The sequence below is a fragment of the Acidovorax sp. ACV01 genome (assembly GCF_014851495.1).
Taxonomy (GTDB): Bacteria; Pseudomonadota; Gammaproteobacteria; order Burkholderiales; family Burkholderiaceae_C; genus Acidovorax; species Acidovorax radicis.
On record NZ_JACUZT010000004.1, the window covers coordinates 169,374 to 193,371 of the forward strand.

Here is a 23,998-nt window from a genome sequence, read left to right on the forward strand (position 1 = left end):
GTTATGGCGGCGGATTCAACCGGTCGATGCAACACACTGATAACTGCGTAAGCAGACGGAGTGTTGCAAATGTACCGGACACGAAACTACTACACCGACAGCCATAAGGCGCTGATGTGGGACCGCTGGAAGGAAGGCTGGACGCTGCACCAGATAGGCCAGCTGTTTGACCGGCCACACACCTCGATCCAAAACATCTTGGTGAAGACAGGTGGCATTAGGCCTCCAGAAAGACGTCGTTCTGCGACGTCATTGACGTTGATCGAGAGAGAAGAAATATCACGCGCCGTCGTGGCTGGCGCGTCGATCCGCTCAATCGCTGCGCGGCTGGGCAGAGCACCATCGACCGTCAGTCGCGAGTTGAAGCGCAATGGCGGTCAAGAGTGCTATCGCGCCACCCAGGCCGACAGCGACGCATGGAATCGAGCCCTTCGGCCAAAGATCTGCAAGCTCAAGGAGAATCGCGAGCTGGCCCGAATCGTCGCGGGTAAGCTGCGAATATTCTGGTCACCGGAGCAAATCGCGGGCTGGCTAAAGCGGGCCTATCCGCACGACGGGCGCCTTCACGTGTCACACGAGACCATCTACCGCAGCCTATTCATTCAAGCACGCGGCGCCTTGAAGAAGGAGCTGTTGGAGCATCTGAGACGAACGCGCGGTATGCGGCGCTCGCGTCACTACACGCAGAAAACCCCGGGCCATGGGCAGATCGTCGACGCGGTCTCTATAAGCGAGCGCCCGGCTTCTGTCGAAGATCGAGCGGTGCCTGGTCACTGGGAAGGAGACTTGGTATTTGGCAGCGGCAACAGCCAGATTGCGACGTTGGTCGAACGCCAGACGCGTTACGTGATGTTGGTGAAGGTTGGCGGCAAGGACACTGAGACGGTCGTCAATGCGCTCATCAAGAACGCGCGCAAGCTGCCCCAGGAGCTCTACAAGTCATTGACCTGGGATCGAGGCAAGGAGATGGCCGCACACAAGAGATTCACGATGGCCACGGACATCCAGGTCTTCTTCTGCGACCCGCAGAGTCCTTGGCAACGCGGAAGCAACGAGAACACGAACGGCCTGCTCAGACAGTACATGCCAAAGGGCGTCGACATCTCCGGCTATTCACAGCTACAGCTCAACGCGATCGCGAGACAATTGAACGAGAGGCCACGTAAGACACTTGGCTTCAAGACGCCCGCTGAGATGTTCAGCGAATCTGTTGCATCGACCGGTTGAATCCGCCGCCGATTGCTGCCCGGGATGGCCTCACGACCGAAGCAACCGCAACTGCCCTACTGGGGAAGGCAAGACCACTTGGCATTTTCTACCCAAAAGTCCCCGCAAAGTCCCCAAAAATAGGATAGGGGCAAGACTACTTATCAGTGAGCAGAAAAGGAAAAAGCCCTGCAAATCAAAGACTTGCAGGGCTTACCTATTGGTGCGGCTGGCAGGAATCGAACCCACGACCCCTTGGTTCGTAGCCAAGTACTCTATCCAGCTGAGCTACAGCCGCTAAGCTTTGAATTATAGCATGATTTCTTGGCGACCCTTGAAATCAACTTTTTTTACCAGCTCCATGCCGCATGGGCCTGTTCAGTAAAAGCTCAACTCAATACAAGCCAAGATTGTAATGCACTCCAGAGACTCCAAAAGAGGAATGGCGCACATTGCGACAAGAAAACTGGCTGTGACCGTGATGATCGCCCACTCGAATGATGGGTGGTAGGGCGTGTTGGACTTGAACCAACGACCAAAGGATTATGAGTCCTCTGCTCTAACCAACTGAGCTAACGCCCCAAGCCATGCTCCAGCGCTATACAACGGGGCAAGCGCCGTATTGTAGGGGGCTTTACTTGCGATAGCTGAGTGCGTTGGACACCAGTTTTGATGTGATGTCCACGATCTGAATCATCCGGTCATAAGGCATGCGCGTAGGACCGATCACGCCCAAAGTACCGACTACCTTGCCATCGACCTCATACGGCGCACTCACGATCGAAAGCTCCTCAAACGGCACCACGTGGCTTTCCCCGCCAATGTAGATGCGCACTCCCTCTGCCTGGCTAGAGATATCGAGCAGCCGCAGAATCTGCGTTTTCTGCTCGAACAGATCGAAGGCACGCCGAAGGTTTCCCATGTCACTGGAAAAATCGCTCACAGCCAGAAGGTTGCGCTCACCAGAAATCACTACCTCGTCCTGCGCTTGTGACAGAGCCTCAGAACCCACGTTCACCGCAGCCTGCATGAGCGAAGCGATCTCGCCCCGCAGCACATCCACCTCCGATTTCAGGCGCTCACGCACCTGCTCCATCTCGAGCCCTGCATAGTGCGCGTTCAGAAAGTTGGAAGCTTCAATGAGTTGTGACTGGGTGTAGTCCACATCCGTGAAGATCACCCTGTTTTGAACGTCGCCCTCCGGCGAGACGATGATCACCAGAAATCGTCGCTCGGACAATCTCAGGAACTCGATGTGGCGAAACACAGAGGTCCTCCTGGGCGCCATGACAACACCAACGAACTGCGATAGATTGGACAACAACTGTGCTGCGTTCGCGATCACCTTCTGCGGCTGTTCGGGCGCAAGCTGCGGAGGGGTCAATGGGTCCCGCTGCACTGTCAGCATGGTGTCTACAAATAGCCGATAGCCCCGAGCAGTAGGGATGCGCCCTGCAGAAGTATGGGGACTCGCGATCAGCCCCAACTCCTCCAGATCTGCCATGACGTTGCGAATGGTGGCGGGAGATAGATCCAGCCCCGACGCGCGCGACAGAGTCCGCGACCCAATGGGCTGTCCATCGGCGATGTAGCGCTCGACCAGCGCTTTAAGCAACAACTTGGCACGGTCATCGAGCATGGAATGATTTTAATGATGTAATTTCGCGATGACGTCCAATTTCCGCCGTGTCGCACTAATAGGCAAATACCAAGCTTCGTCGGCAGGCGCCCTCAGTGACAGTTCCCGCCACGCCCTGGAAGACATCGCCCATTTTCTTGAACGCGAAGGTTGCGAAGTGATGCTGGAAGCGGAAACCGCAAGCAACACCGGAATCACACAATACCCAGTCCTGAATGTAGACGAGATAGGCCGCCGGTGCGACCTGGGCCTTGTGGTAGGTGGTGACGGCACCATGCTGGGCATAGGCCGACGGCTGGCGCGGTTTGGCACGCCCCTGATTGGGATCAATCAGGGGCGTTTAGGCTTCATCACCGACATTCCTTTTGACACGTACCAAGCCACACTGCCACCCATGCTTCAAGGCGAATACGAAGAAGACCTGAGGCCGCTCATGCACGCGACAGTTGTGCGCGACGAGCGCATCGTCTTTGAAGCCCTTGCGATGAACGACGTTGTTGTGAACCGTGGCGCGACTTCGGGCATGGTGGAGTTGCGAGTTGAGGTTGATGGACGCTTTGTGGCCAACCAGCGTGCAGACGGGCTCATCATTGCATCACCAACGGGGTCAACGGCGTACTCCTTGTCTGCAGGGGGACCTATGCTTCACCCCTCCATTCCTGGATGGGTGCTGGTGCCCATCGCCCCCCACACGCTCTCCAACCGCCCCATTGTGCTATCGGATGCCGCCGAAGTGGCTGTCGAGGTTGTGAGCGGTCGGGATGTCAGTGCTAATTTTGATATGCAGTCGCTGGCCTCTCTGCTGCATGGCGACCGCATTCTGGTCAAAAGGTCGGAGCACTGCGTACGGTTCCTTCACCCGCAAGGGTGGAACTACTTTGCCACTCTGCGCAAAAAATTGCGCTGGAATGAAGGAGGCTCCTGACCATGGCGCTCAGGCGGATTACCCTGCGTGATTTTGTGATTGTTCAGGCACTGGAGCTTGAACTAACTTCTGGTTTCACCGTGCTGACCGGAGAAACTGGCGCTGGAAAATCCATCCTGATTGATGCGCTTCAGCTTGTGCTGGGGGCCCGCTCGGATGCGGGCGTTGTTCGCGAGGGTGCTGATAAAGCAGACCTTTGCGCAGAATTCGACTGCCCTGCCCATCTGCACCCATGGCTTGACGAGGCGGGTTTCGACATTGACGAGCTGTTGCTTCTACGCCGTACGGTGGACTCCCAGGGCAAAAGCCGGGCGTGGATCAACGGGACGCCAGCCACTGCAACTCAGCTTCGAACCGTCGGGGACAGCCTGCTGGACATCCATGGCCAACATGCATGGCAAAGCCTCACAAAACCAGAATCGGTGCGAGGTCTGCTGGACGCATTTGCAGGTGTGCGCACCGCAGAAACTGCAGTGCGCTGGACCCAATGGCGCTCGGACCAAAAGGCGTTAGAGCAAGCGCGCCTGGCCCAAGCTACTTTGCAACAGGAGCGTGAGCGCCTGCAGTGGCAAATCAATGAGGTGGACAAGCTGGCGCCTGCGGAGGGCCAATGGGAAGACCTCGATGCACAGCACAGACGCCTCTCGCATGCGCAAGCGCTGCTGGATGGAGCCGAGGGGGCCATCCAAGCCCTTCAAGATGAAGAGACAGGGTCACTTACAGGGCTCACGCGCGCGCACGATCTCCTGCAAAGCCATGAGCACATTGAGCCCGAGTTCGCCAATCTCGCAGACGTCCTTGCCTCTAGCCTCGCACAAGCCGGCGATGTCCTCCACTCGCTGCAGCTGTACCTGAGGCATGCCGAAATCGATCCACAGCGCCTGGCTGAACTCGACACCCGCATCTCGCTCTGGATGACACTGGCGCGCAGGTACAAACGCACGCCCGCAGAGCTGCCCGCACTGCACCAGAATTGGAAAGAAGAGATGCGTCGGCTGGACGCTGCTACAGACCTGGAACAACTGGAGGCTGCAGAGGCCTTCAGTGCCACGGCTTACCACGTATCGGCACGGGCACTCTCCCTGAGACGTGCAAAAGCAGCGCCGAAACTGTCCAATGCCATTACGCAAGCCATGCAGGGCATGGGCATGGAAGGTGGCAAGTTCGAGGTATCTATTGCGAAGGCACAGGAGCCTTCGTCCCATGGTATCGATGACGTGGTATTTCTCGTGGCGGGTCACCCTGGCATGACGCCCAAGCCCATTGGCAAAGTCGCCTCGGGCGGTGAGTTATCTCGCATTTCGCTGGCCATCTCGGTGACAACCAGTGAATTGGGCATGGCCCCCACCCTCATATTTGACGAAGTGGACTCTGGCGTAGGAGGCGCGGTGGCAGAAACGGTGGGGCGCCTGATGCAGCAACTCGGCAGAGATCGCCAAGTGCTCGCGGTGACCCACCTGCCACAAGTGGCAGCCTGCGCACATCACCATCTGAAGGTCTCCAAACACAAGAGCCCTAAAGGTACCACCAGCACGGTATCGATGGTGCAAGGCGAGCACCGCGTCACAGAAATTGCGCGCATGCTAGGCGGCGAGCGGTCCACCGGCGCTACGCTTGCGCACGCACGGGAGATGCTGGATCTCGCCGTCGCGGCACCGGAAGGACATGGCTGATGGCGCTTGAAATTGTCCTGATCACGGGTATGTCAGGCTCAGGGAAGTCCGTTGCGCTGCACGCCCTGGAAGATGCCGGGTACTACTGCGTGGACAACCTCCCCCCGGAACTGCTGCCAGCTTTTGTGGCGCTGGAGCACCGCCACCACGCGAACCGCGTGGCCATCGCGATGGACGTTCGCAGCGCTACCTCGCTGCATCAGGTTCCGCAGGAATTGAGCCGACTAAGAAACCAGGGGGTGTCGGTGCAATCGGTTTTCCTGGATGCAACCATTGATACGCTGGTTCGACGCTTTTCAGAAACGCGCAGACGCCACCCCCTGTCGCACGATGACCTTCAGCAGGGGCGTAGGGCGCTAGTCCAGATTATTGAGCTGGAGCGGGAACTCTTGGCCGAACTGCGTGAGCAGTCGCATGTCATCGACACAAGCACAATACGGGCGTCGCAACTCCAAAGCTATGTGAAGAGTTTGCTTGTCACCACGCGGGGACAGATGACCTTGGTATTCCAGTCTTTTGCATTCAAGCGTGGCATACCGATGGATGCGGACTACGTCTTTGACGTACGGATGCTACCCAATCCACACTATGAGCCTGCGCTGCGCGATTTGACCGGGCTGGACGAACCTGTTGCGCACTTCCTCAGCCAGCAACCGGACGTATCACTTATGCAAGCGCACATTGAGCAATTCCTGGCGCACTGGCTGGAAATGCTTGATCGGAACCACCGCAGCTACGTGACGGTAGCCGTTGGTTGCACCGGCGGCCAGCATCGCTCCGTCTATTTGGTAGAGCAACTCGCCGAGGTTTTGAGCAATCGCTGGACCACTCTAAAAAGGCACCGCGAGTTGGATGGGCGTTAGTGCACACGACCCCTGCTCCGTTTACCACAACTGCGCCTGCATCGAATCAAGCAGCTTGCGGATGGGCGCAGGCAGGCCAATAGAGGCCCATTCGTCAACACCAAACCACGCACCCTCTTCCGTGGGTTGGTTTGGAATGCTGCCAGTTACCACGACGGGGTGAAGATGTAAGTCTCTGTGCGTCAGCACGTGGAGGAAAGGCTGAAGTTCGTTGCAGGAAATGCGGGATGCATCTCCCAAAGATGCAACATATCCGCGCAATGAGGTGCTATCGGCAAAGACCGGGACGCAGTGCATGCCAGCCCATATGCCCACCGAAGGGCGACGCTGCAACCACACCCGCCCTCCGGAACTCCGGAGAACGAGGAGTTGCCAAGATTCTGATCGGCGTGCCAACCGGCGGGTCTTGACGGGGTAGCGCTCGGGGTCTCCGCCTTTGGCTGCCACGCAACGGTTTGTCAACGGACACTGTCCGCAACGTGGCGCTCGTGGCGTGCAAATCGACGCGCCAAGATCCATGAGCCCCTGGGTGTACCGGGGCATGGCCGTGAGCAAATTTCTCTGCGGGAGCAGGGACTCCGCTTCGTTCCAGAGCAGACGTTCATTTCCCGACGATGCAAGGTCTTTCTCAAAACCGAGAAAGCGCGTCAACACCCTGCGCACGTTGGCATCCAGAATAGGAACACGCTCAGAAAAACAGAAAGCGGCAATCGCCCCAGCTGTAGAACGGCCAATGCCCGGCAACGTAGCCAGCATCTCGGCAGTACGGGGAAAAGAGCCTCCGTGTTCCGCAACGACCTGCTGGGCGCAGCGGTGCAGATTGCGGGCTCGGGTGTAGTAGCCCAGCCCGCTCCAGAGGCCCATCACCTCGTCCTGGTCTGCTCGAGCCAAGGCAGCCACGTCAGGAAAGCGAACAAGAAAACGCGCGTAGTAGTCGAGCACCGTGGTCACCTGCGTTTGCTGCAGCATGATCTCGGACAGCCAAACCCTGTATGGATCACGCGTCTGCTGCCAGGGCAGATGGTTGCGACCGTGTGACCCCTGCCAGGCAACTACAAGCTCAGCTACGCCGTCCCGATCCAGGGCACTCATGCAGATACCAGATGGCTATCCGGGTTCATGGCGTCAAGGCCGGGCAAAGCGACGAGCTGGGATGTCAGTTCCTGCAACCTGTGCTCCAGTTGGACCAACTCATCCTCACTCGCCTCGATTTCCGCAATACGCTCCACCAAGCCACTGGCAGCCTGCTGAATGCGATCTACGGCTTCGATGCGACGTGCGAAACTGCGGCGACGCTCCCTCAGCTGCGCATCCAGTTGGGCCGTAGCAGATTTGCTCCACAGTTCCAGATCGTTTGCAGCCGACTCATACACTGTCCGCAAGCGCATGGCCAAAGCCCGGACCAGACGCTCCGCAAACTCGGGCTGAGCGAGCTTTAATGCGTTCCCCATGCCAAGGTACTGGAGATGGCTTTGTTCGATCTGATTCAGATCGTGCGTGAAGTGTTCCAGTTGCGGCGGCGACGGCACTTGCAAAGAAAATCCAAACTCGGCATTGAGTTGCCTGAATGTCCCGCCCAGCATGGCCTGGATCTCTGTTCCCGACGCTTGTGCCTTGTCCAGCGTGCCGCGCAGTTTGTCGAAAGTCTGGAGATAGATTTTCTTCACCCCCAGCTTGAGTCCCTTTTGTTGCAGCGTCTGAGCCAACTCTGCAAGCTCGGCCTTGAGCGCCTTGGCACCCAACTGCTGAAACACATCTCGAAGAAGTTTCAGATGAACCGCGCGCACTGCCTGGATTTTGGAAGTGCTCAGATCGAACTCCCGCTGCTCCTGTTCGATGCGGTGGCGCATAGATTCGATCACCGACGCGTTCTTGCCCCGCAAGCTTCGCAACTCGGCCATCTGGTCATCGAGATCCCTGCGCCGGATATTGATGACCCGTGATGTCTCGGTGCGCAAACTGGCGACTCCATTGGCCACGGCTGCCCGCAAAATAGACTGCCGCCGGCCCATGATGCCTTTGGCCAATGCCTCTTCCAGCACAGGGAGTCCGCTGGTCTCCAGCAAAAGGTCATCGGCCGTGATCTTGGCGACCAGGCCTTTCTGCGCAGACACGGGCACAACCCTGTCCAACGGAACCCCGAGCATCTCTGCAGACGTACGGCATTGGCGCTCCATCTGCGCCTGCACCTGCTCAGCGGAGTTGAGCGTGTCCCACAGCGTGTCGATCTTGTTGAGCACCACCAATCGGGCATCCATGCTGTCCGCGGAAATGGCCAAGTGCTCTCGCCAGATGGACAGATCGGAACGGGTAACCCCGGTGTCGGCACTCAGAATGAAAACAACCGCATGCGCTTGCGGAATGAGATTGACCGTGAGCTCCGGTTCCGCCCCAACCGCATTCAACCCTGGCGTATCCAGAATCACCAGCCCCTGCTTGAGCAACGGATGGGGAATATTGATAAGGGCGTGGCGCCACATGGGCACCTCCACCAGGCCCTGAGCATCAGGCACAGGGTTTTCATCTGTCAGGTCATCGTGCCAGAAGCCCAACGCACGCGCGTTTTCCAGGCTGACCTTTCGCACTTCGGCCACCTTTTCGAGCGCCTTGGCAATCTGGTCCGCGTTTCCAACATCCAGGGGAATCTCCTGCCACCGTTCGGTTTTGACCCGCCACTCGGCCAAGCTCTGCATCTGCAGTCGGGTTTCAATTGGCAGCAATCGAAGGCTGGGGGCCAAACTCGCGTCGTAGCCAAGTTCGGTAGGGCACATGGTGGTGCGCCCTGCACTCGCAGGCATGATGCGGCGACCATAGTCCGCAAAAAAGATTGCGTTGATCAACTCGGACTTGCCGCGCGAGAATTCGGCAACAAAAGCCACCATGACCTTGTCACTGCGAACCTGTTCCTCCAGACGGTGCAACCGCTCATGGACAGCAGCGTCCATGAGCTCGTGCGAGGACATCCACTCGGCCAGCCGCTTGAGTTGCTGGGCGAACTCACGCCGCCACGCACCATGCTGGTCGAACTGTTCGTTGAATGAAGGTCCCACTTTGCTCCCAGAGATCTAAGAATGGCCTACAAGGCAGGCATACACAAAATATAGCATCGACCGCCCGCGGGCCGTAATAGACCCAGGAATTTGCAGTCGGTCTGGTTCAGGGTCGCTGGCACACAGGGCAAAAATAGGTACTCCGCTGCCCCTGGCGAAGCACCCGTATCGGAGTGCCACAGACATGGCATGGTGCTCCATCGCGCCCGTAAACATTGGTTTGGGTCTGGAAGTGGCCGGCCATTCCGTCTGCATTCGAAAAATCGCGCAACGTGCTGCCCCCCATCTCCACGGCCCGTGTCAGCACAGTGCGAATGGCGGAGTGCAGCTTGTGCACCCGCTCCACCCCGATGCGTGCAGCGCGGGTCGTCGGGCGGATTCCAGCCAAAAAAAGCACTTCCGATGCATAGATATTGCCGACCCCCACCACCAGCTGGCCAGCCAGAAGCAATTGCTTGATGGGCATCTGGCTCTTTTTCAGTCCGATCCGAAAAGCTGCGAGTGAAAACGCATCTGACAGTGGCTCCATTCCCAACCCACCCAGCAGCTTGACTGCAACAGGGTCGTGTTCTCCTTGAACGTAAACCACAGCACCAAACCGACGCGGATCATGCAGTCTCAGGGTCCCCTCGCTGGTCAGCATGTCAAAGTGGTCGTGAACTCCCGCCGCAGGCAAACCCTGGCTGAAGCGCAGGCTTCCAGACATTCCCAGGTGCAAAAGCAGGACCCCGTTGCTGATGTCAGCCAGCAGGTATTTACCGCGCCGACGCAAACCAACCACGTGCTGCCCCACCAAAGCCTGCGGAACACAACCCAAAGGCCAGCGCAAAGGTTTTCCGAGGTTGACCGCCTCAATGCGCGCGCCCGTGATGGCCGAGACCAAACTGCGGCGTGTCACTTCCACTTCGGGCAACTCAGGCATACAAAGACCCCGGCAACGGGTTAACAGGCATGGATTATTATGACCCGATGGTGCTATTTCACAGCTTTCGGATTGCCGCATTGACTACCGTTTTTGCAGTATCCGCCCACTCAGCATGGGCACAACCAACGGGCGGTGACAGCCCCCCCGCCACAAACGACTCTGCAGTGACATCCAATCCGGCGCTGGATGCGGAATTGTTCTATGAGATTTTTCTGGGCGAAATCAGCGCCCGGACAGGTGACCCGGGGGCTGGCTATGCCTTCATGCTGGAGGCGGCACGCCGCAGCGTTGACGGTCAGCTCTACCAAAGGGCCGCTGATATCGCTTTGCAGTCGCGGTCGGGCGAATATGCATTGGCAGCAGCCAAGGCATGGAAGGAAGCGCTACCCCAATCGCGCGAAGCAAACCGCTATGTACTGCAAATTCTGGTTGCACTGAACAGGATCGGTGAAACGCCCGATCTATTGCGCCAGGAACTCGCCCAGTCCCCTCCGCGTGCGAAGGCCTCGACACTTTCCGCACTCCCTCAAATGTACGGACGTGCGAGCGACAAGGCCCTGGCGGCCAAAGTGGTGGAGGCAGCGCTAGTGGACGAGCTCGCACACCCCGCAACTGGACCTGTGGCCTGGGTCTCCCTGGGGCGCCTTCGTCTGGCGGCAGGTGACAAATCGGGCGCATTGAATGCAGCGCAGCGAGCACAGGTACTGGACAGCGCCAATGAAGACGCAGCCAGGCTAGCGCTTGAACTGATGGAGGAGAACACGCCAGAGGCTGAAACCCTGGTGGCGCAAGCACTGGCCAAACAGCCGGTGCCGGAATTGCGCATGGCCTATGCGCGGGTCCTTCTGGGCTTGCAACGCTATCCAGACGCCAGCCGCCAATTGGAATATGTCACCAAGGAGAAACCGGAACTGGTGGAGGCCTGGCTGGTGCTGGCCACTCTGCAATTGCAGGACAACCAGCTGCCAGCTGCGGAAAACGCGTTGCGGCGCTTCATGGAACTAGTTTCTGCCTCTACCGATGCAGAAGTGCGCCAAAAAGGTCTGACGCAGGCCTATTTACTGTACGCACAGATCGCGGAGAAGAAGCAGGATTTTGCAGCCGCAGAGGCCTGGCTCGGTCGCATCGACAACGTGGACGAAGTATTCGGCGCGCAAAGCCGCCGCGCATCCCTGTTGGCACGGCAGGGCAAAGTCGCCCAGGCAAGGGCGCTCTTGCGCAATCTGCCGGGGACTTCGCCCGACGAAATCCGCATGAAGCTGCTGGCCGAAGTGCAGCTGCTGCGCGACCTGCGGCTCTACCAGGATGCCTACAAAGTCCAGAGCGAACTTGTTGCGTTCGCGCCGGATGACGCGGAATTGGTCTACGACCAAGCCATGCTGGCCGAAAAGGCCGGCCAGCCCGAAAAAATGGAGCAACTTCTGAGGCAGGTGATTGCCCAGAAGCCCCAGTACTACCATGCCTACAACGCCCTCGGCTATTCGCTGGCAGACCGAGGCGTGCGGTTGGAAGAAGCCAAACAGCTGATTCTCAAAGCGCTGGAATTCGTACCCGCAGATCCGTTCATTACGGACAGCCTGGGCTGGGTGGAATTTCGCATGGGCAACAAGGCAGAAGCTCGGCGACACCTTGAAACCGCCTATAAAGCCCGCCCGGACGTAGAAATCGCAGCACATCTCGGCGAGGTACTCTGGAGCCTCGGGGACAAGGACGCTGCGGTCAAAGTCTGGAAAGAAGGTCGGCGCGCGAGTCCTGACAACGAAACCCTGAAAGAAACGCTGACGCGCCTCGGGGTGAACTTTTGATGGAGGAAGGGCAAAGAATGCCCTTCCACCGGCTGGCCCGCCAGTTGCTCGCTCAACGCCTCATGGGGCTGTTTTTGTGGGCCGTATGCGCGCTGTGGCTGGCTGGCTGCGCGCAGCCACCACCGAGCCCGACAGGCGAAGAAGACGCATGGAGCGGACGAATCGCCCTGCAAATGGAAGGACAGGCATCCCAGTCGTTCTCGGCGATGTTTGAACTCCGAGGCAATGCCCAGAGAGGCGGACTCGCACTGATCAGCCCGCTGGGCAACCGTCTTGCGCAGCTGGAATGGAAAGATGGCCACGCACAACTGATCAGTGCTCAAGAGACGCGCTCTTCTGATTCACTCGATGCACTGCTGCAAGAAGTGACCGGTACGAGCATCCCCGTCGCCGCGTTGTTCGACTGGCTCAAGGGCCTACAAACTACCGCGCCAGGCTGGAGGGCCGACCTTTCAGCCCTCGAACAGGGACGGCTGGTGGCGCATCGCGACGACCCCGCGCCACAGGCCACGTTGCGCCTCGCCCTGACCCGCTGACCTTCCTGACACCTTCATCGCGCACTGTTCGTTGCCATGCAATCCCTGTATGACGTGCCGGCTCCGGCAAAGCTCAATCTTTTCCTGCACATCACGGGGCAACGTGCCGACGGGTACCACCTGCTTCAGTCGGTGTTTATGCTGGTCGACTGGTGCGACACCCTCCATTTCGAGCGCCGCGCAGGAAGCGGGATCACCCGCGAAGACCTGGGCACTCCACTGCCGGAGGTAGACCTCTCCATCAAAGCGGCGCTTGCATTGCAGCAAGCCACAGGTTGCGCGCTTGGCGCGCACATTGGCGTCCTGAAAAGCATCCCCTCGCAAGCCGGCATGGGAGGCGGCTCTTCAGATGCGGCCACGACCTTGCTCGCCCTCAACCGGCTGTGGGGCCTGAACCTGTCGCGATCAGCACTGGAAACCATTGGGCTGAAGCTCGGAGCCGACATTCCATTTTTTTTACGTGGCCACAACGCCTGGGTCGAAGGAATTGGTGAGACAATCACGCCGCTTGAGAAAGCCCAGCAACTACCGCAAGCGCGCTTCGCCATCGTGAAGCCCGCAGCAGGTTTGGAGACAAAAGCAATTTTTTCGTCGCCAAGTTTGAAACGTGATTCAGATAGTGCTACAATCTTAGGCTTTGCTGCAACACACTTTGACTTCGGTCGAAACGACCTGCAGCCAGTTGCCCAGGCACTTTGCCCCGAGGTCACCGAAGCCATTGATTGGCTCAGGGTCCGAGGATTGCAAGGCCGGATGACAGGCTCAGGCAGTGCAGTGTTTGCGCAGATGTCACATGCGGTTGATTTGAGTGGAGCCCCACAGGGCTGGCAAGTCAAGGAATGTGAAAATCTGATGGTTCATCCTCTGGCAGGCTGGGCATCAGACAAGAATTAAGGTTAGCTGCCCTCGGCAGTTGACCTGTGTAGGGGAGTCGCCAAGCTGGTTAAGGCACCGGATTTTGATTCCGGCATGCGAAGGTTCGAATCCTTCTTCCCCTGCCAAATTTCTTCTCGCTCACGCGCAGTACGGGCTTTTTTTTCAGACCGCTGGGACGCTCATGCAAGGCAATCAACCCGACTTCATGGTTTTCACCGGCAATGCCAATCCTGGCATGGCAGCTGAAATTGCCCAACACCTCGGAACCACCCTCGGCGCTGCCGATGTCGGTCGCTTCTCGGACGGCGAAGTCACCGTCGAGATCAAGCAAAACGTTCGTGCGCGGGATGTGTTCGTGGTGCAGTCCACCTGCGCTCCGACGAACGAAAACCTCATGGAACTGCTGATCATGGTCGATGCGCTCAAGCGTGCATCGGCAGAGCGCATCAGCGCCGTGATCCCCTACTTCGGCTATGCCCGCCAGGACCGCCGTCCCCGCTCTTCGCGCGTGCCCATCACCGCCAAGGTAGTTGCCAACATGCTGCAGGCCGTGGGTGTGGCCCGCGTGTTGACCATGGACCTGCATGCCGACCAGATCCAGGGCTTCTTCGACATTCCCGTGGACAACATCTACGCATCGCCCGTGCTGCTCGGTGACCTGCGCCAGAAGAATTACGAAGACCTGATCGTGGTCTCTCCTGACGTGGGTGGCGTGGTGCGCGCACGAGCGCTGGCCAAGCAGCTCAATTGTGATCTGGCCATCATCGACAAGCGCCGCCCCAAGGCCAATGTGTCGGAAGTAATGCATGTGATCGGCGAGATCGAAGGTCGCAACTGCGTGATCATGGACGACATGATCGACACTGCCGGCACGCTGGTGAAGGCGGCAGAAGTGCTCAAGGAGCGCGGCGCCAAGAAGGTGTACGCCTATTGCACGCATCCCATTTTTTCGGGTCCTGCCATCGAACGCATCGCCCAGGGCTCGGCCCTCGACGAAGTGGTGGTGACCAATACCATCCCATTGAGCGACAACGCCCGGGGATGTACCAAGATTCGCCAACTCTCCGTGGCCCCGCTGATCGCAGAGACGATCCAGCGCATTGCCAAGGGTGAGTCGGTGATGAGTCTGTTCTCGGACCAAGACAACCTGTTCTGACGCGCTTCCCTTCGGGAGCGTTGCAGACTGGATTGCACGCAGGCCTCCTTCGGGAGGCTTGTCTGTTCGAGGACATTGCGTGGGCCTGCTGCCAAACAATGGCACAACAGGCCTTTTTACAACAGGGCAAGACTGGTCGCGGTCTGTCCTTTCAGGAGCTAACTATGAACTTCGTCGCTTTTGAGCGCGCCAAGCAAGGTACGGGTGCGAGCCGCCGTCTGCGCAATTCGGGCAAGACGCCTGGCATCGTCTACGGTGGCACCACCGAACCCCAACTCATCGAGGTGGACCACAACGCCCTGTGGCACGCTCTCAAGAAGGAAGCTTTCCACTCCAGCGTGCTGGACATGGAAGTTGCCGGCACGACCGCCAAGGTTCTGCTGCGCGACGTGCAATACCACCCTTACAAGCAACTCGTGCTGCACATCGACTTCCAGCGCGTGGACGAAAAGACCAAGCTGCACATGAAGGTGCCACTGCACTTCTCCGGCGCTGAAGAATCGCCTGCCGTCAAGGTCGACAAGTGCATGGTCAACCCGATCGTGAACGAACTCGATGTGACCTGCATGCCTTCGGACCTGCCAGAGTTCATCGCTGTGGACCTGTCCACCCTCGAAAAGGGCTCGTCGCTGCACCTCAAGAGCATCAAGCTGCCAAAGGGCGTGACCGCCAAGATCCGTGGTGGTCAGAACAACAACCCCGTGCTGGTGTCTGTGGTTCCTCCTGTGGTCGTGGTCGAAACCCCCGTCGAAGCCGCTCCTGCCGCCGATGCCAAGAAGGGCAAGGGCAAGAAGTAATCTTCAAGCCGCAGGTTTTTTCCTGCGTGCCGGTCAGCCCGCCTTGGCGGTGCTGGCCAATGAAAACGGCCCACCTGTGTGGGCCGTTTTCATTGGCAACGGCGCCCGGCATGGACAGGCCCCACGTCCATCCACAACCCCCACGGATAATCGCGCAGATGATCAAGCTGTTTGTAGGCCTTGGAAACCCGGGGCCAGACTACGAGTCCACCCGCCACAACGCTGGTTTCTGGTGGATTGATGCGCTGGCGCGTGAACTCAAGGCCACATTGGTGCCCGAGCGCAGCTACCACGGACTGGTCGCGCGCACCACGGTGCATGGACAGAGCGTGTGGCTGCTGGAGCCCCAGACCTTCATGAACCTCTCGGGCAAGTCCGTCGCTTCGCTGGCGCGCTTCTTCAAGATCCAGCCCGAAGAAATCCTGGTTGTGCATGACGAACTGGACATTCCACCGGGCCAGGTCAAGCTCAAGCGCGGTGGCAGCCACGCAGGCCACAACGGCTTGCGAGACATTCACGGCCAGCTGGGTTCACCCGACTATTGGCGCCTGCGCGTAGGCATCGGCCACCCTGGCGTGAAAAGCGAAGTCGCCAACTGGGTGCTCAAGAAGCCCTCCCCTGACCAGCGCATACTGATCGAAGACAGCATCGTCCATTCGCTGAAAGCCTACCCGGCCATGCTGGCGGGCGAGATGGATAAGGCCACCTTGCTCATCCACACCACCAAACCACCCCGCCCCAAGCCACCCCGCCCGGTGGAAGACTGAGCACGGGAATACTATTATTTTGATAGCTATCAGCGCTTTATAGATAAGCGCTAGGGCCCAAAAAATACCAGAAGATCAGCTGGCCGCAGGCACCTGCAGCCGCTGGAACTTCTGCCACAGGGTTTCGCGGTTCTCGACATGCTGCGGGTTCACAGGGATGCAGGCGACGGGGCAGACCTGCACGCACTGGGGTTCGTCAAAATGCCCCACACATTCCGTGCACTTGCTGGGGTCGATCTCGTAGATCTCCTGCCCCAGGTAGATCGCCTGGTTGGGGCACTCGGGCTCGCACACATCGCAGTTGATGCACTCGTCGGTGATCATCAGCGCCATACGGCCTCCTTGGGCACGGGGCCAAAAACAATGGCAAGGGGGTACGCAGCGCAGTTCATGCTCCGTATTATCCCGCGCTGGTGGCATGTGCCTTGCATGCCACACTGCAACCCACCACCGCTGACGGGGATGTTTTTACCGTTATGCTGTGTATACACATTAATTTTGACGCCCGCGCGCCCTACCCCTCTCCTCACCCACCTCACCCATGGGCCTGTTTTTTCTCAAGCGGTTTACCACCCTCCTGGCCACGCTGATTGGCGCGTCCATCGTCGTGTTCCTGGTGCTCGAGATCCTGCCGGGCAATGCCGCCCAGATCCTGATGGGCCCCGATGCCTCGCCAGAGGCCGTTGCCGCATTGGCCAGCAAACTGGGGCTGGACCAACCTGCGGGCCTGCGCTACTGGCAATGGGTCAGTGGGCTGGTGGTGGGCAACATGGGCGACAGCTATGCCTACAGCTCACCCGTCCTCGACCTGGTGCTGGAGCGCCTGGCCCTCACGGTGCCACTGGCCCTCATGGCCATGGTCATCACCACCGTGCTGGCGCTGGCGGCAGGCGTGTATGCGGCATCCCGCCACAACAAGCTGGGTGATGTCGGTGTGATGGGGCTGGCACAGATCGGTATTGCCATTCCCAATTTCTGGTTCGCGATCCTGCTGATCCTGCTGTTTTCGGTGAAGCTGCAGTGGTTCTCGGCCGGTGGTTTTCCGGGCTGGACGGAAGACGCCGGTGGCAGCCCGTTCGAAGCCCTCAAGGCCCTGCTCCTGCCTGCCATCGCACTGGCCGTGGTACAAGCCGCCATCCTGGCGCGCATCACGCGCTCGGCCGTGCTCGAAGTGCTGCGCGAGGACTTCGTGCGCACGGCCCGCGCCAAGGGGCTGACGCAACGCGCCGCGCTCTGGGGCCACGTGCTGCGCAACGCCATGATCCCGGTGATCACCGTGATGGGGCTGCAGTTCGCCAACCTGCTGGCAGGCACCATCGTGGTGGAAAACGTGTTTTACCTGCCGGGCCTCGGCCGCCTGATCTTCCAGTCGATTTCCAATCGCGATCTGATCGTGGTGCGCAACTGCGTGATGCTGCTCGCCGCCATGGTGGTCATCGTCAACTTCGTCGTGGACATCCTCTACGCCGTGATCGACCCCCGCGTCAAAGCCAGCGATATATGAAGTACCCCCCTGAGTCGCTCCGCGCCTTCCCCCCAGGGGGACGCCACCAGTGGCCTGGCAAAGGCAGTTCCACGGTGGCACTGGCCTTTGGCCGAGCCGGTTGCAACCGCTGTGGGCTCCACGCGCAACTTCGAACCCTTCCATGAGTACCGCGATTTCACCGCCCATTCCTTTGTCGCCCCCCAGCTGGCTGCACCGCGCGCTGCGCCATCGCAGTTTCGTCATTGGTGCCGTTCTTTCGCTGCTGCTGATCCTGGCCGCAGCCTTGTCGCTGGCCTGGACGCCCTGGTCCCCCTACGAGATGGACCTGGCTGCGAAACTGCAGCCACCCACCGGCAAACACTGGCTGGGCACCGACGCCTTCGGCCGCGATGTGGCCTCGCTGCTGCTGGTGGGCGCGCGCAACTCCATCCTGGTGGGCGTGATCGCGGTCGGTATCGGCCTGTCCATCGGCACGGCGCTGGGCCTGCTGGCCGCGGCCAAGCGCGGCTGGGTGGAGGAGCTCATCATGCGGCTGGCGGACTTCACCTTCGCCTTCCCCGCCATTCTCTCGGCCATCATGATGACGGCGGTGTTCGGCGCGGGCATCGTCAACTCCATCATCGCTATCGGCATCTTCAACATCCCGACGTTTGCGCGCGTCACCCGCGCCTCGGCCAATGCGGTCTGGTCGCGCGAATACATCATGGCCTCGCGCGCCTGCGGCAAGGGCGCCTGGCGCATCACCATCGAGCACGTGCTCCCCAACATCCTGTCGGTGCTCATCGTGCAGGCCACCATCCAATTCGCCATCGCCATCCTGGCCGAGGCCGCCCTGTCGTACCTGGGCCTGGGCACGCAACCGCCCCAACCCTCGTGGGGCCGCATGCTCAGCGAGGCCCAGACGCTGATGTTCCAGGCCCCGCTGCTGGCCGTGTGGCCCGGTGTGGCGATTGCACTGGCTGTGCTGGGCCTGAACCTGCTGGGCGACGGACTGCGTGATTTGCTCGACCCCCGGCTCTCGCGCAAGCGTTGATCCCGCCAAGAAGACCACCAGAACCCCACGATGTCTCTGTTAGAAGTCTCCAACCTCCGCATCCGCCTGCAGACCCACCGGGGCCCGGCCGACGCCGTGCGCGGCGTGAGCTTTTCGCTGGCACGGGGCGAAACCCTGGGCCTGATCGGTGAATCAGGCTGCGGGAAATCCATCACCGCCATGTCGCTCATGGGCCTGCTGCCCGACAGTGCACAGGTCACCGGCAGCATTCGCTTCGACGGCGAAGAGCTGGTAGGCCGCACCGACGCGCAGATGTGCAAGATGCGCGGCAACCGCATTGGCATGGTGTTCCAGGAGCCGATGACGGCCCTGAACCCCGTGCACACCATCGGCCGCCAGGTGGCCGAGCCCTTGCGCCTGCACCGTGGCATGAATGCCTCCGCCGCACGCACGGAAGCGCTGGCCCTGCTGGACCGCGTGGGCATCCCCAACGCCGCGCAGCGCTTCGATGCCTACCCCCACCAGTTCTCGGGCGGGCAGCGCCAGCGCATCACCATCGCGATGGCCCTGGCCTGCGGACCCGATTTGCTGATTGCCGATGAGCCCACCACCGCGCTCGATGTGACCATCCAGCAGCAGATCCTGGACCTCATCAGCGACCTGGTGGCCGAACGCAACATGGCGCTGATCCTGATCTCGCACGACCTCGGGGTGATCTCGCAGAACGTGGACCGCATGATGGTGATGTACGGCGGCAGCGTGGTCGAGAGCGGCTCCACGGCCTCCGTCTTCTCGGCCATGGCACACCCCTACACGCGCGGGCTGTTCGCCGCACGCCCCCATCTGGGCGCGGTGCACACGCCCGGCCAGCGCCCTCGCCTGTCCACCATCCCCGGCACGGTACCCGAGCTGGTGGACCTGCCCGCCGGCTGCCCCTTTGCCGGGCGCTGCAGCTACACCGTGGATGCCTGCCACCACGATCAGCCCCAAGCCACGCTGGTGGCCACGGATGCCGATGGCGACCACCACGTGCGCTGCCTGCGCCGCGAGGCCATTGCCGAAGCCCAGAGTGCCGAGGTGGTGAACATCGTCGAGGTGTCCGCATGAACCAGGCAACCCATGCCACCACATCGGTCCACGCTCCCCTGCTCCAGGTGAAAGATCTGGTGCGCGAATACACGCTGCCGCGAGAACACCTGTTTCAGCCCCCAGGCAAGGTGCATGCGCTCAACGGCGTGAGCTTTTCGGTGGCCTCAGGCCGCAGCCTGGGCATCGTCGGGGAATCGGGGTCGGGCAAGTCCACACTGGCCCGCCTGGTGATGGCGCTGGACGCGCCCACCTCCGGCTCCGTCGAGCTGCTGGGCCGCAACCTGCACCAGTTGCCCGCAGAGCAGCTGCGCCACGCAAGGCGCGACTTCCAGATGGTCTTCCAGGACCCCTATGGCTCACTCGATCCACGCCAGACCGTGGAGCGCATCGTCACCGAGCCACTGCAGGCCCAGGGTGAGACCAGCCGCGCCGCCCAGCGCAAGCAGGCCGGCCAGGTGCTGTCGCAGGTGGGCCTGCGCGCCAACGACCTGGGAAAGTACCCGCACGAGTTTTCCGGCGGCCAGCGCCAGCGCATTGCGATTGCACGCGCCCTCATCACACGCCCCCGCCTCATCGTTGCCGACGAGCCCGTGAGCGCGCTGGATGTGTCGGTGCAGGCCCAAGTGCTGAACCTGATGCAGGACCTGCAGCAGGAGTTCGGCATCACCTACATGCTCATCAGCCACGACTTGGCAGTGGTGAACCACCTGTGCGACGAAGTGGTGGTGCTGTACCAGGGCCGTATCGTGGAGCGTGGCTCGCCCACCGAGCTGTTTCGCAACGCACAGCACCCCTACACACAGTCGCTGGTGGGTGCCGTGCCGCAGGTGCTGCCAGGCCGCGCGCGGGCGCGCCGTGCAGCAGCCGCCGCTGCTGCAGCGGCAAAAATCGCATAACCAAATGCACACGTGATGGTGTACAAAGCTTTCGTGCGCCCTCGGTAACAAATTGCACCGGGGCCTTCCTCTGGTTTTTGTCTGGTTTTTTGTCTGGAGAGTCCGAACATGCTGAACCGCCGTACCGTCCTTGCCACTGGCGCCATTGCCGCAGTGCCCTTGTCCACCCCGCTTGGCGCCCTGGCGCAAGGCCGCAAAGATGCGGTGACGCTCGCGATGACGCTGGAGCCACCAGGCCTGGACCCCACGGCCGGTGCCGCCTCGGCCATTGCCGAGATCGTGCAGTACAACATCTTCGAGACACTCACCAAGATCAACGCCGATGGCAGCGTCTCGCCCCTGTTGGCCGAGAGCTGGGAGGTCTCACCCGACCTCAAGACCTACACCTTCAAGCTGCGCCGGGGCGTGAGGTTCCAGAATGGTGAGCCCTTCAATGCCGCCGCCGTGAAGTTCTCCTACGACCGCGCTGGCGGCGAAAAGAGCACCAACAAAGACAAGCGCACCTTTGCGGGCCTGACCACCCAGGTGGTGGACGACTACACCGTCGTGCTGCTCAACAAGGACATCGACCCCGACCTGCTGTTCATCCTGGGCCAGGCCACGTCGATCATTGTCGAGCCCAAGAGCGCCGACACCAACGCCAACAAGCCCGTGGGCACCGGCCCCTACCAGCTCCAGGCCTGGAACAAGGGCTCCTCGGTGGTGCTGACGGCGTGGGACGGTTTCCGCGATGCCAAGGCGCTCAAGATCAAGCGCGCCACGTTCCGCTTCATCTCCGACCCCGCCGCCCAGGTGGCCGCCCTGCTGGCCGGCGACGTGGATGCGTTCCCCCGCGTCACGCCCCGCAGCGTGCCGCAGTTCAAGGGCAACCCCAAGTTCCAGGTGGTGGTCAGCGGCTCGCGCGCCAAGACCATCCTGGCGATCAACAACGGCAAGAAGCCGCTGGACGACGTGCGCGTGCGCCGCGCCATCGCCGCCGCCGTGGACCGCAAGGCCGTGATCGAAGGCGCGGGCGATGGCTACGGCGCGCCCATCGGCAGCCACTACGTGCCCGGCGCGTTCGGCTATGTGGACACCACGGGCGTGAACCCCTACGACCCCGAGAAAGCCAAGAAGCTGCTGGCCGAAGCTGGTGTCAAGACACCGCTGGAACTGACCCTGACGTTGCCGCCCACTCCCTACGCCCGCCAGGGCGGCGAGGTGGTCGCAGCACAACTGGCCAAGGTCGGCATCATCGCCAAGATCCAGAACGTGGAATGGGCGCAGTGGCTCAGCGGCACCTATGGCAGCAAAAACTACGACCTGACCATCATCAGCCACGTGGAGCCGTTCGATCTGGGCAACTTCGCCAAGCCCGACTACTACTGGGCCTACAACTCGCCCAAGTTCAACGAGCTGTTCAACCAGATCAAGAACGCTGCCCGCCCCGCCGACCGTGCCCGCCTGCTGGGTGACGCACAACGCCTGCTGGCCAACGATGCAGTGCACGCGTTCCTGTACTCCAACCAGTGGATCACGGTGGCCAACAAGAACCTCAAGGGCCTGTGGAAAGACATGCCCGTGTTCGTGAACGACATCTCATCGCTGTCCTGGTCTTGAGATTCGGACACCCCCCTGAGACGCTTCGCGTCTTCCCCCCGCTCTCGCGCTGCGCGCGGGCAGGGGGACGCAGCCCTCGCTGCGGGGCGGCCCTTGCTCGGCTGCCCGCGCTTGGGCCGCGCCAGTTTCAGGGGCTGCGGGTAGCGCGCGGCGCCATGAATCACTAAAACCTGCGGGAGCAGATTGCTCCTAAAACAATAGCTGTTAGCGCTTTACCAATAGGCGGTAGCAGCCTTTTTTACTTGTAAAACTCCCGACATGACTGCCTTGCACGACCTGCCCGCCCACGACCTGATTGCCGCCTACCGCCAGCGCACGCTGTCACCCGTCGAGGTTACGCAGGCCGTGCTGGCCCACATCGAGCGCTGGGAACCACACATCCGCGCCACCTACCTGCTGCGTCCCGAAGCAGCCCTGGCGCAAGCCCGTGCGTCCGAAGCGCGCTGGCTGCGGGGCGAGCCCATGGGCGCGCTGGACGGCGTGCCCAGCACCATCAAGGAAAACATCGCCACGCAAGGCGACCCGACACCTCTGGGCACTGCAGCCGTGGAGCTGGTGCCTGCCGCTGCCGATGCGCCGCCCGCCGCCCGCATGCGCGAGGCCGGTGCCGTCATCGTGGCCAAGACCACCATGCCCGACTACGGCATGTTGTCCTCAGGCCTGTCCACCTTCCACCCGCTCTCGCGCAACCCGTGGGACACCCGCAAAGGGCCCGGCGGCTCCAGCGCCGGCGGTGGTGCGGCAGCCGCCGCAGGCTACGGCCCGCTGCACATCGGCACGGACATCGGCGGCTCGCTGCGCCTGCCAGCCAGCTGGTGCGGCATCTTCAGCCTCAAGCCCAGCCTGGGCCGCATCCCCATCGACCCGCCCTACACCGGCCGTGCCGCAGGCCCCATGACGCGCACCGTGGCAGACGCCGCGCTGATGATGCAGGTGCTCAGCCAGCCCGACGCGCGCGACAGCATGAGCCTGCCCGCGCAGGACATTGCCTGGAGCCAGTTCAACAAGGGGGCCGAGCGCCTGCGCGGCCTGCGCATCGGCTTGCTGCTGGACGCCGGCTGTGGACTGCCGGTGGAGCCCGAGGTGAAGGCCGCCGTGGAACGTGCAGCCAAACTCATGGAGGCAGCGGGCGCCACCATCGTGCCCATGGTGCCCTTCATGACCCAGGCCATGCTCGACGGCATGGACCATTTCTGGCGCATGCGTTCGCACACCGACCTGAAGGCCCTTCCAGCGCGGCAGCGCGACAAGGTGCTGCCCTACATTCGCACCTGGGCAGACAGCGCCGCAGGCATGAGCGGCACCGAAGTCTTCAACGCCAGCCACCAGTTCCACCTGACCCGCGTGAACACCGTCAAAGCCTGCAGCGCCTTTGACTATGTGATCTCGCCCGTGGCACCCATGCCCGCCTTCCAGGCCGAGCTGCCCTCGCCCACCAACGACCCGCTGCGCCCGCTGGAGCACATCGGGTTTACCGTGCCCTTCAACATGTCTGAGCAGCCTGCGGCTTCGGTCAACTGCGGCTACACCCGCAATGGTCTGCCCATCGGCCTGCAGATTGCAGGCGCCCGTTTTGACGACCTTGGGGTGCTGCAGGTGGCGCACGCATTCGAGCTGATCCGCGAGCCACAGCGGGCCTGGCCCCAGCCGCCTGCGGCTTAACCCTTGGCAGGCCGATGCGCTGTTGTTGGTAACCTTGAGGGCATGCTCTGGGTG

Annotated in this window: 21 protein-coding genes and 3 tRNA genes; 17 read left to right on the plus strand and 7 right to left on the minus strand. The window is 61.0% G+C overall.

The genetic code is table 11. The features are described 5' to 3' along the window. Positions 1-69 precede the first annotated feature (69 nt). Positions 70-1,227 (plus strand): IS30 family transposase, encoded by a 1,158-nt coding sequence (locus IB243_RS13340; protein WP_192427638.1) that lies wholly within the window; start codon positions 70-72, stop codon positions 1,225-1,227. Between the two features lie 200 nt (positions 1,228-1,427). Here the strand turns inward: IB243_RS13340 and IB243_RS13345 are convergent. The 3 genes from IB243_RS13345 to hrcA all read right to left on the minus strand — a co-directional run bounded on the left by IB243_RS13345 (position 1,428) and on the right by hrcA (position 2,845). Further along, positions 1,428-1,504: transfer RNA gene (locus tag IB243_RS13345), tRNA-Arg, on the minus strand. 207 nt (positions 1,505-1,711) lie between these two features. Next, positions 1,712-1,788: transfer RNA gene (locus IB243_RS13350), tRNA-Ile, on the minus strand. A 52-nt stretch (positions 1,789-1,840) separates the two neighbouring features. Beyond that, positions 1,841-2,845 (minus strand): heat-inducible transcriptional repressor HrcA, encoded by a 1,005-nt coding sequence (hrcA, locus tag IB243_RS13355; protein ID WP_010461859.1) that lies wholly within the window; start codon positions 2,843-2,845, stop codon positions 1,841-1,843. Between the two features lie 28 nt (positions 2,846-2,873). Here hrcA and IB243_RS13360 point away from each other — a divergent pair, with 28 nt between their 5' ends. From IB243_RS13360 to rapZ, 3 genes are read left to right on the plus strand one after another with little or no spacing between them, the layout of a single operon-like run. After that, on the plus strand, positions 2,874-3,770 hold the full coding sequence (locus IB243_RS13360) for an NAD kinase (RefSeq protein WP_010461860.1): 897 nt from the start codon (positions 2,874-2,876) through the stop codon (positions 3,768-3,770). A gap of 2 nt (positions 3,771-3,772) precedes the next feature. Continuing rightward, on the plus strand, positions 3,773-5,443 hold the full coding sequence (recN, locus tag IB243_RS13365) for a DNA repair protein RecN (protein ID WP_192427640.1): 1,671 nt from the start codon (positions 3,773-3,775) through the stop codon (positions 5,441-5,443). Then, positions 5,443-6,306 (plus strand): RNase adapter RapZ, encoded by an 864-nt coding sequence (gene rapZ, locus IB243_RS13370; RefSeq protein ID WP_010461862.1) that lies wholly within the window; start codon positions 5,443-5,445, stop codon positions 6,304-6,306. Before recN ends, rapZ begins: the two co-directional genes overlap by 1 nt. Before the next feature lie 21 nt (positions 6,307-6,327). On the opposite strand, the gene mutY is transcribed toward rapZ, so the two are convergent. From mutY to mutM, 3 genes are all read right to left on the minus strand, one after another. Continuing rightward, a complete protein-coding gene (gene mutY / locus IB243_RS13375; protein ID WP_192427642.1) occupies positions 6,328-7,398 on the minus strand; it encodes an A/G-specific adenine glycosylase in 1,071 nt (356 codons plus the stop codon). Then, on the minus strand, positions 7,395-9,356 hold the full coding sequence (locus IB243_RS13380) for a dynamin family protein (protein ID WP_010461864.1): 1,962 nt from the start codon (positions 9,354-9,356) through the stop codon (positions 7,395-7,397). Before IB243_RS13380 ends, mutY begins: the two co-directional genes overlap by 4 nt. A gap of 106 nt (positions 9,357-9,462) precedes the next feature. Then, positions 9,463-10,278: a bifunctional DNA-formamidopyrimidine glycosylase/DNA-(apurinic or apyrimidinic site) lyase gene (gene mutM, locus IB243_RS13385; protein WP_192427644.1), complete on the minus strand. Its 816-nt coding sequence runs from the start codon at positions 10,276-10,278 to the stop codon at positions 9,463-9,465. A gap of 29 nt (positions 10,279-10,307) precedes the next feature. Between mutM and IB243_RS13390 the strand changes: the two genes are divergently transcribed. The 7 genes from IB243_RS13390 to pth all read left to right on the plus strand — a co-directional run bounded on the left by IB243_RS13390 (position 10,308) and on the right by pth (position 16,218). Beyond that, positions 10,308-12,086 (plus strand): tetratricopeptide repeat protein, encoded by a 1,779-nt coding sequence (locus tag IB243_RS13390; RefSeq protein WP_192427646.1) that lies wholly within the window; start codon positions 10,308-10,310, stop codon positions 12,084-12,086. Positions 12,087-12,103: 17 nt separating this feature from the next. Further along, positions 12,104-12,622: an outer membrane lipoprotein LolB gene (locus tag IB243_RS13395; RefSeq protein WP_192427648.1), complete on the plus strand. Its 519-nt coding sequence runs from the start codon at positions 12,104-12,106 to the stop codon at positions 12,620-12,622. Between the two features lie 36 nt (positions 12,623-12,658). Then, positions 12,659-13,516, plus strand: a complete 858-nt coding sequence (gene ispE, locus IB243_RS13400) for a 4-(cytidine 5'-diphospho)-2-C-methyl-D-erythritol kinase (RefSeq protein WP_192427650.1) — start codon at positions 12,659-12,661, stop codon at positions 13,514-13,516. A 30-nt stretch (positions 13,517-13,546) separates the two neighbouring features. Then, positions 13,547-13,623, plus strand: a tRNA-Gln gene (locus IB243_RS13405). A 56-nt stretch (positions 13,624-13,679) separates the two neighbouring features. Then, entirely contained in the window at positions 13,680-14,654 is a 975-nt protein-coding gene (locus IB243_RS13410) for a ribose-phosphate pyrophosphokinase (RefSeq protein ID WP_010461875.1), read from the plus strand. Positions 14,655-14,818: 164 nt separating this feature from the next. Continuing rightward, positions 14,819-15,451: a 50S ribosomal protein L25/general stress protein Ctc gene (locus tag IB243_RS13415; protein WP_010461878.1), complete on the plus strand. Its 633-nt coding sequence runs from the start codon at positions 14,819-14,821 to the stop codon at positions 15,449-15,451. Positions 15,452-15,609: 158 nt separating this feature from the next. After that, the gene (gene pth, locus IB243_RS13420) at positions 15,610-16,218 is read left to right on the plus strand and encodes an aminoacyl-tRNA hydrolase (protein WP_057272224.1); all 609 of its coding nucleotides are present in this window, start codon (positions 15,610-15,612) and stop codon (positions 16,216-16,218) included. Between the two features lie 75 nt (positions 16,219-16,293). Here the strand turns inward: pth and IB243_RS13425 are convergent, their stop codons facing one another. Beyond that, positions 16,294-16,551: a YfhL family 4Fe-4S dicluster ferredoxin gene (locus IB243_RS13425; protein WP_057272225.1), complete on the minus strand. Its 258-nt coding sequence runs from the start codon at positions 16,549-16,551 to the stop codon at positions 16,294-16,296. Positions 16,552-16,759: 208 nt separating this feature from the next. On the opposite strand from IB243_RS13425, the gene IB243_RS13430 reads away from it, so the two are divergent. The 6 genes from IB243_RS13430 to IB243_RS13455 all read left to right on the plus strand — a co-directional run bounded on the left by IB243_RS13430 (position 16,760) and on the right by IB243_RS13455 (position 23,944). Beyond that, a complete protein-coding gene (locus IB243_RS13430) occupies positions 16,760-17,722 on the plus strand; it encodes an ABC transporter permease (protein WP_192427652.1) in 963 nt (320 codons plus the stop codon). 142 nt (positions 17,723-17,864) lie between these two features. After that, positions 17,865-18,737 (plus strand): ABC transporter permease, encoded by an 873-nt coding sequence (locus IB243_RS13435; protein ID WP_192427654.1) that lies wholly within the window; start codon positions 17,865-17,867, stop codon positions 18,735-18,737. A 30-nt stretch (positions 18,738-18,767) separates the two neighbouring features. Continuing rightward, positions 18,768-19,805 carry an ABC transporter ATP-binding protein gene (locus tag IB243_RS13440; RefSeq protein WP_192427656.1) on the plus strand — a complete coding sequence of 346 codons (1,038 nt, stop codon included), beginning with the start codon at positions 18,768-18,770 and terminating at the stop codon, positions 19,803-19,805. Beyond that, positions 19,802-20,683 (plus strand): ATP-binding cassette domain-containing protein, encoded by an 882-nt coding sequence (locus tag IB243_RS13445; protein ID WP_192427659.1) that lies wholly within the window; start codon positions 19,802-19,804, stop codon positions 20,681-20,683. The genes IB243_RS13440 and IB243_RS13445 overlap by 4 nt, the downstream gene beginning before the upstream one ends. Positions 20,684-20,791: 108 nt before the next feature. After that, positions 20,792-22,282 carry an ABC transporter substrate-binding protein gene (locus IB243_RS13450; protein ID WP_192427661.1) on the plus strand — a complete coding sequence of 497 codons (1,491 nt, stop codon included), beginning with the start codon at positions 20,792-20,794 and terminating at the stop codon, positions 22,280-22,282. 258 nt (positions 22,283-22,540) lie between these two features. Further along, positions 22,541-23,944 carry an amidase gene (locus IB243_RS13455; protein ID WP_192427663.1) on the plus strand — a complete coding sequence of 468 codons (1,404 nt, stop codon included), beginning with the start codon at positions 22,541-22,543 and terminating at the stop codon, positions 23,942-23,944. Positions 23,945-23,998 lie beyond the last annotated feature (54 nt).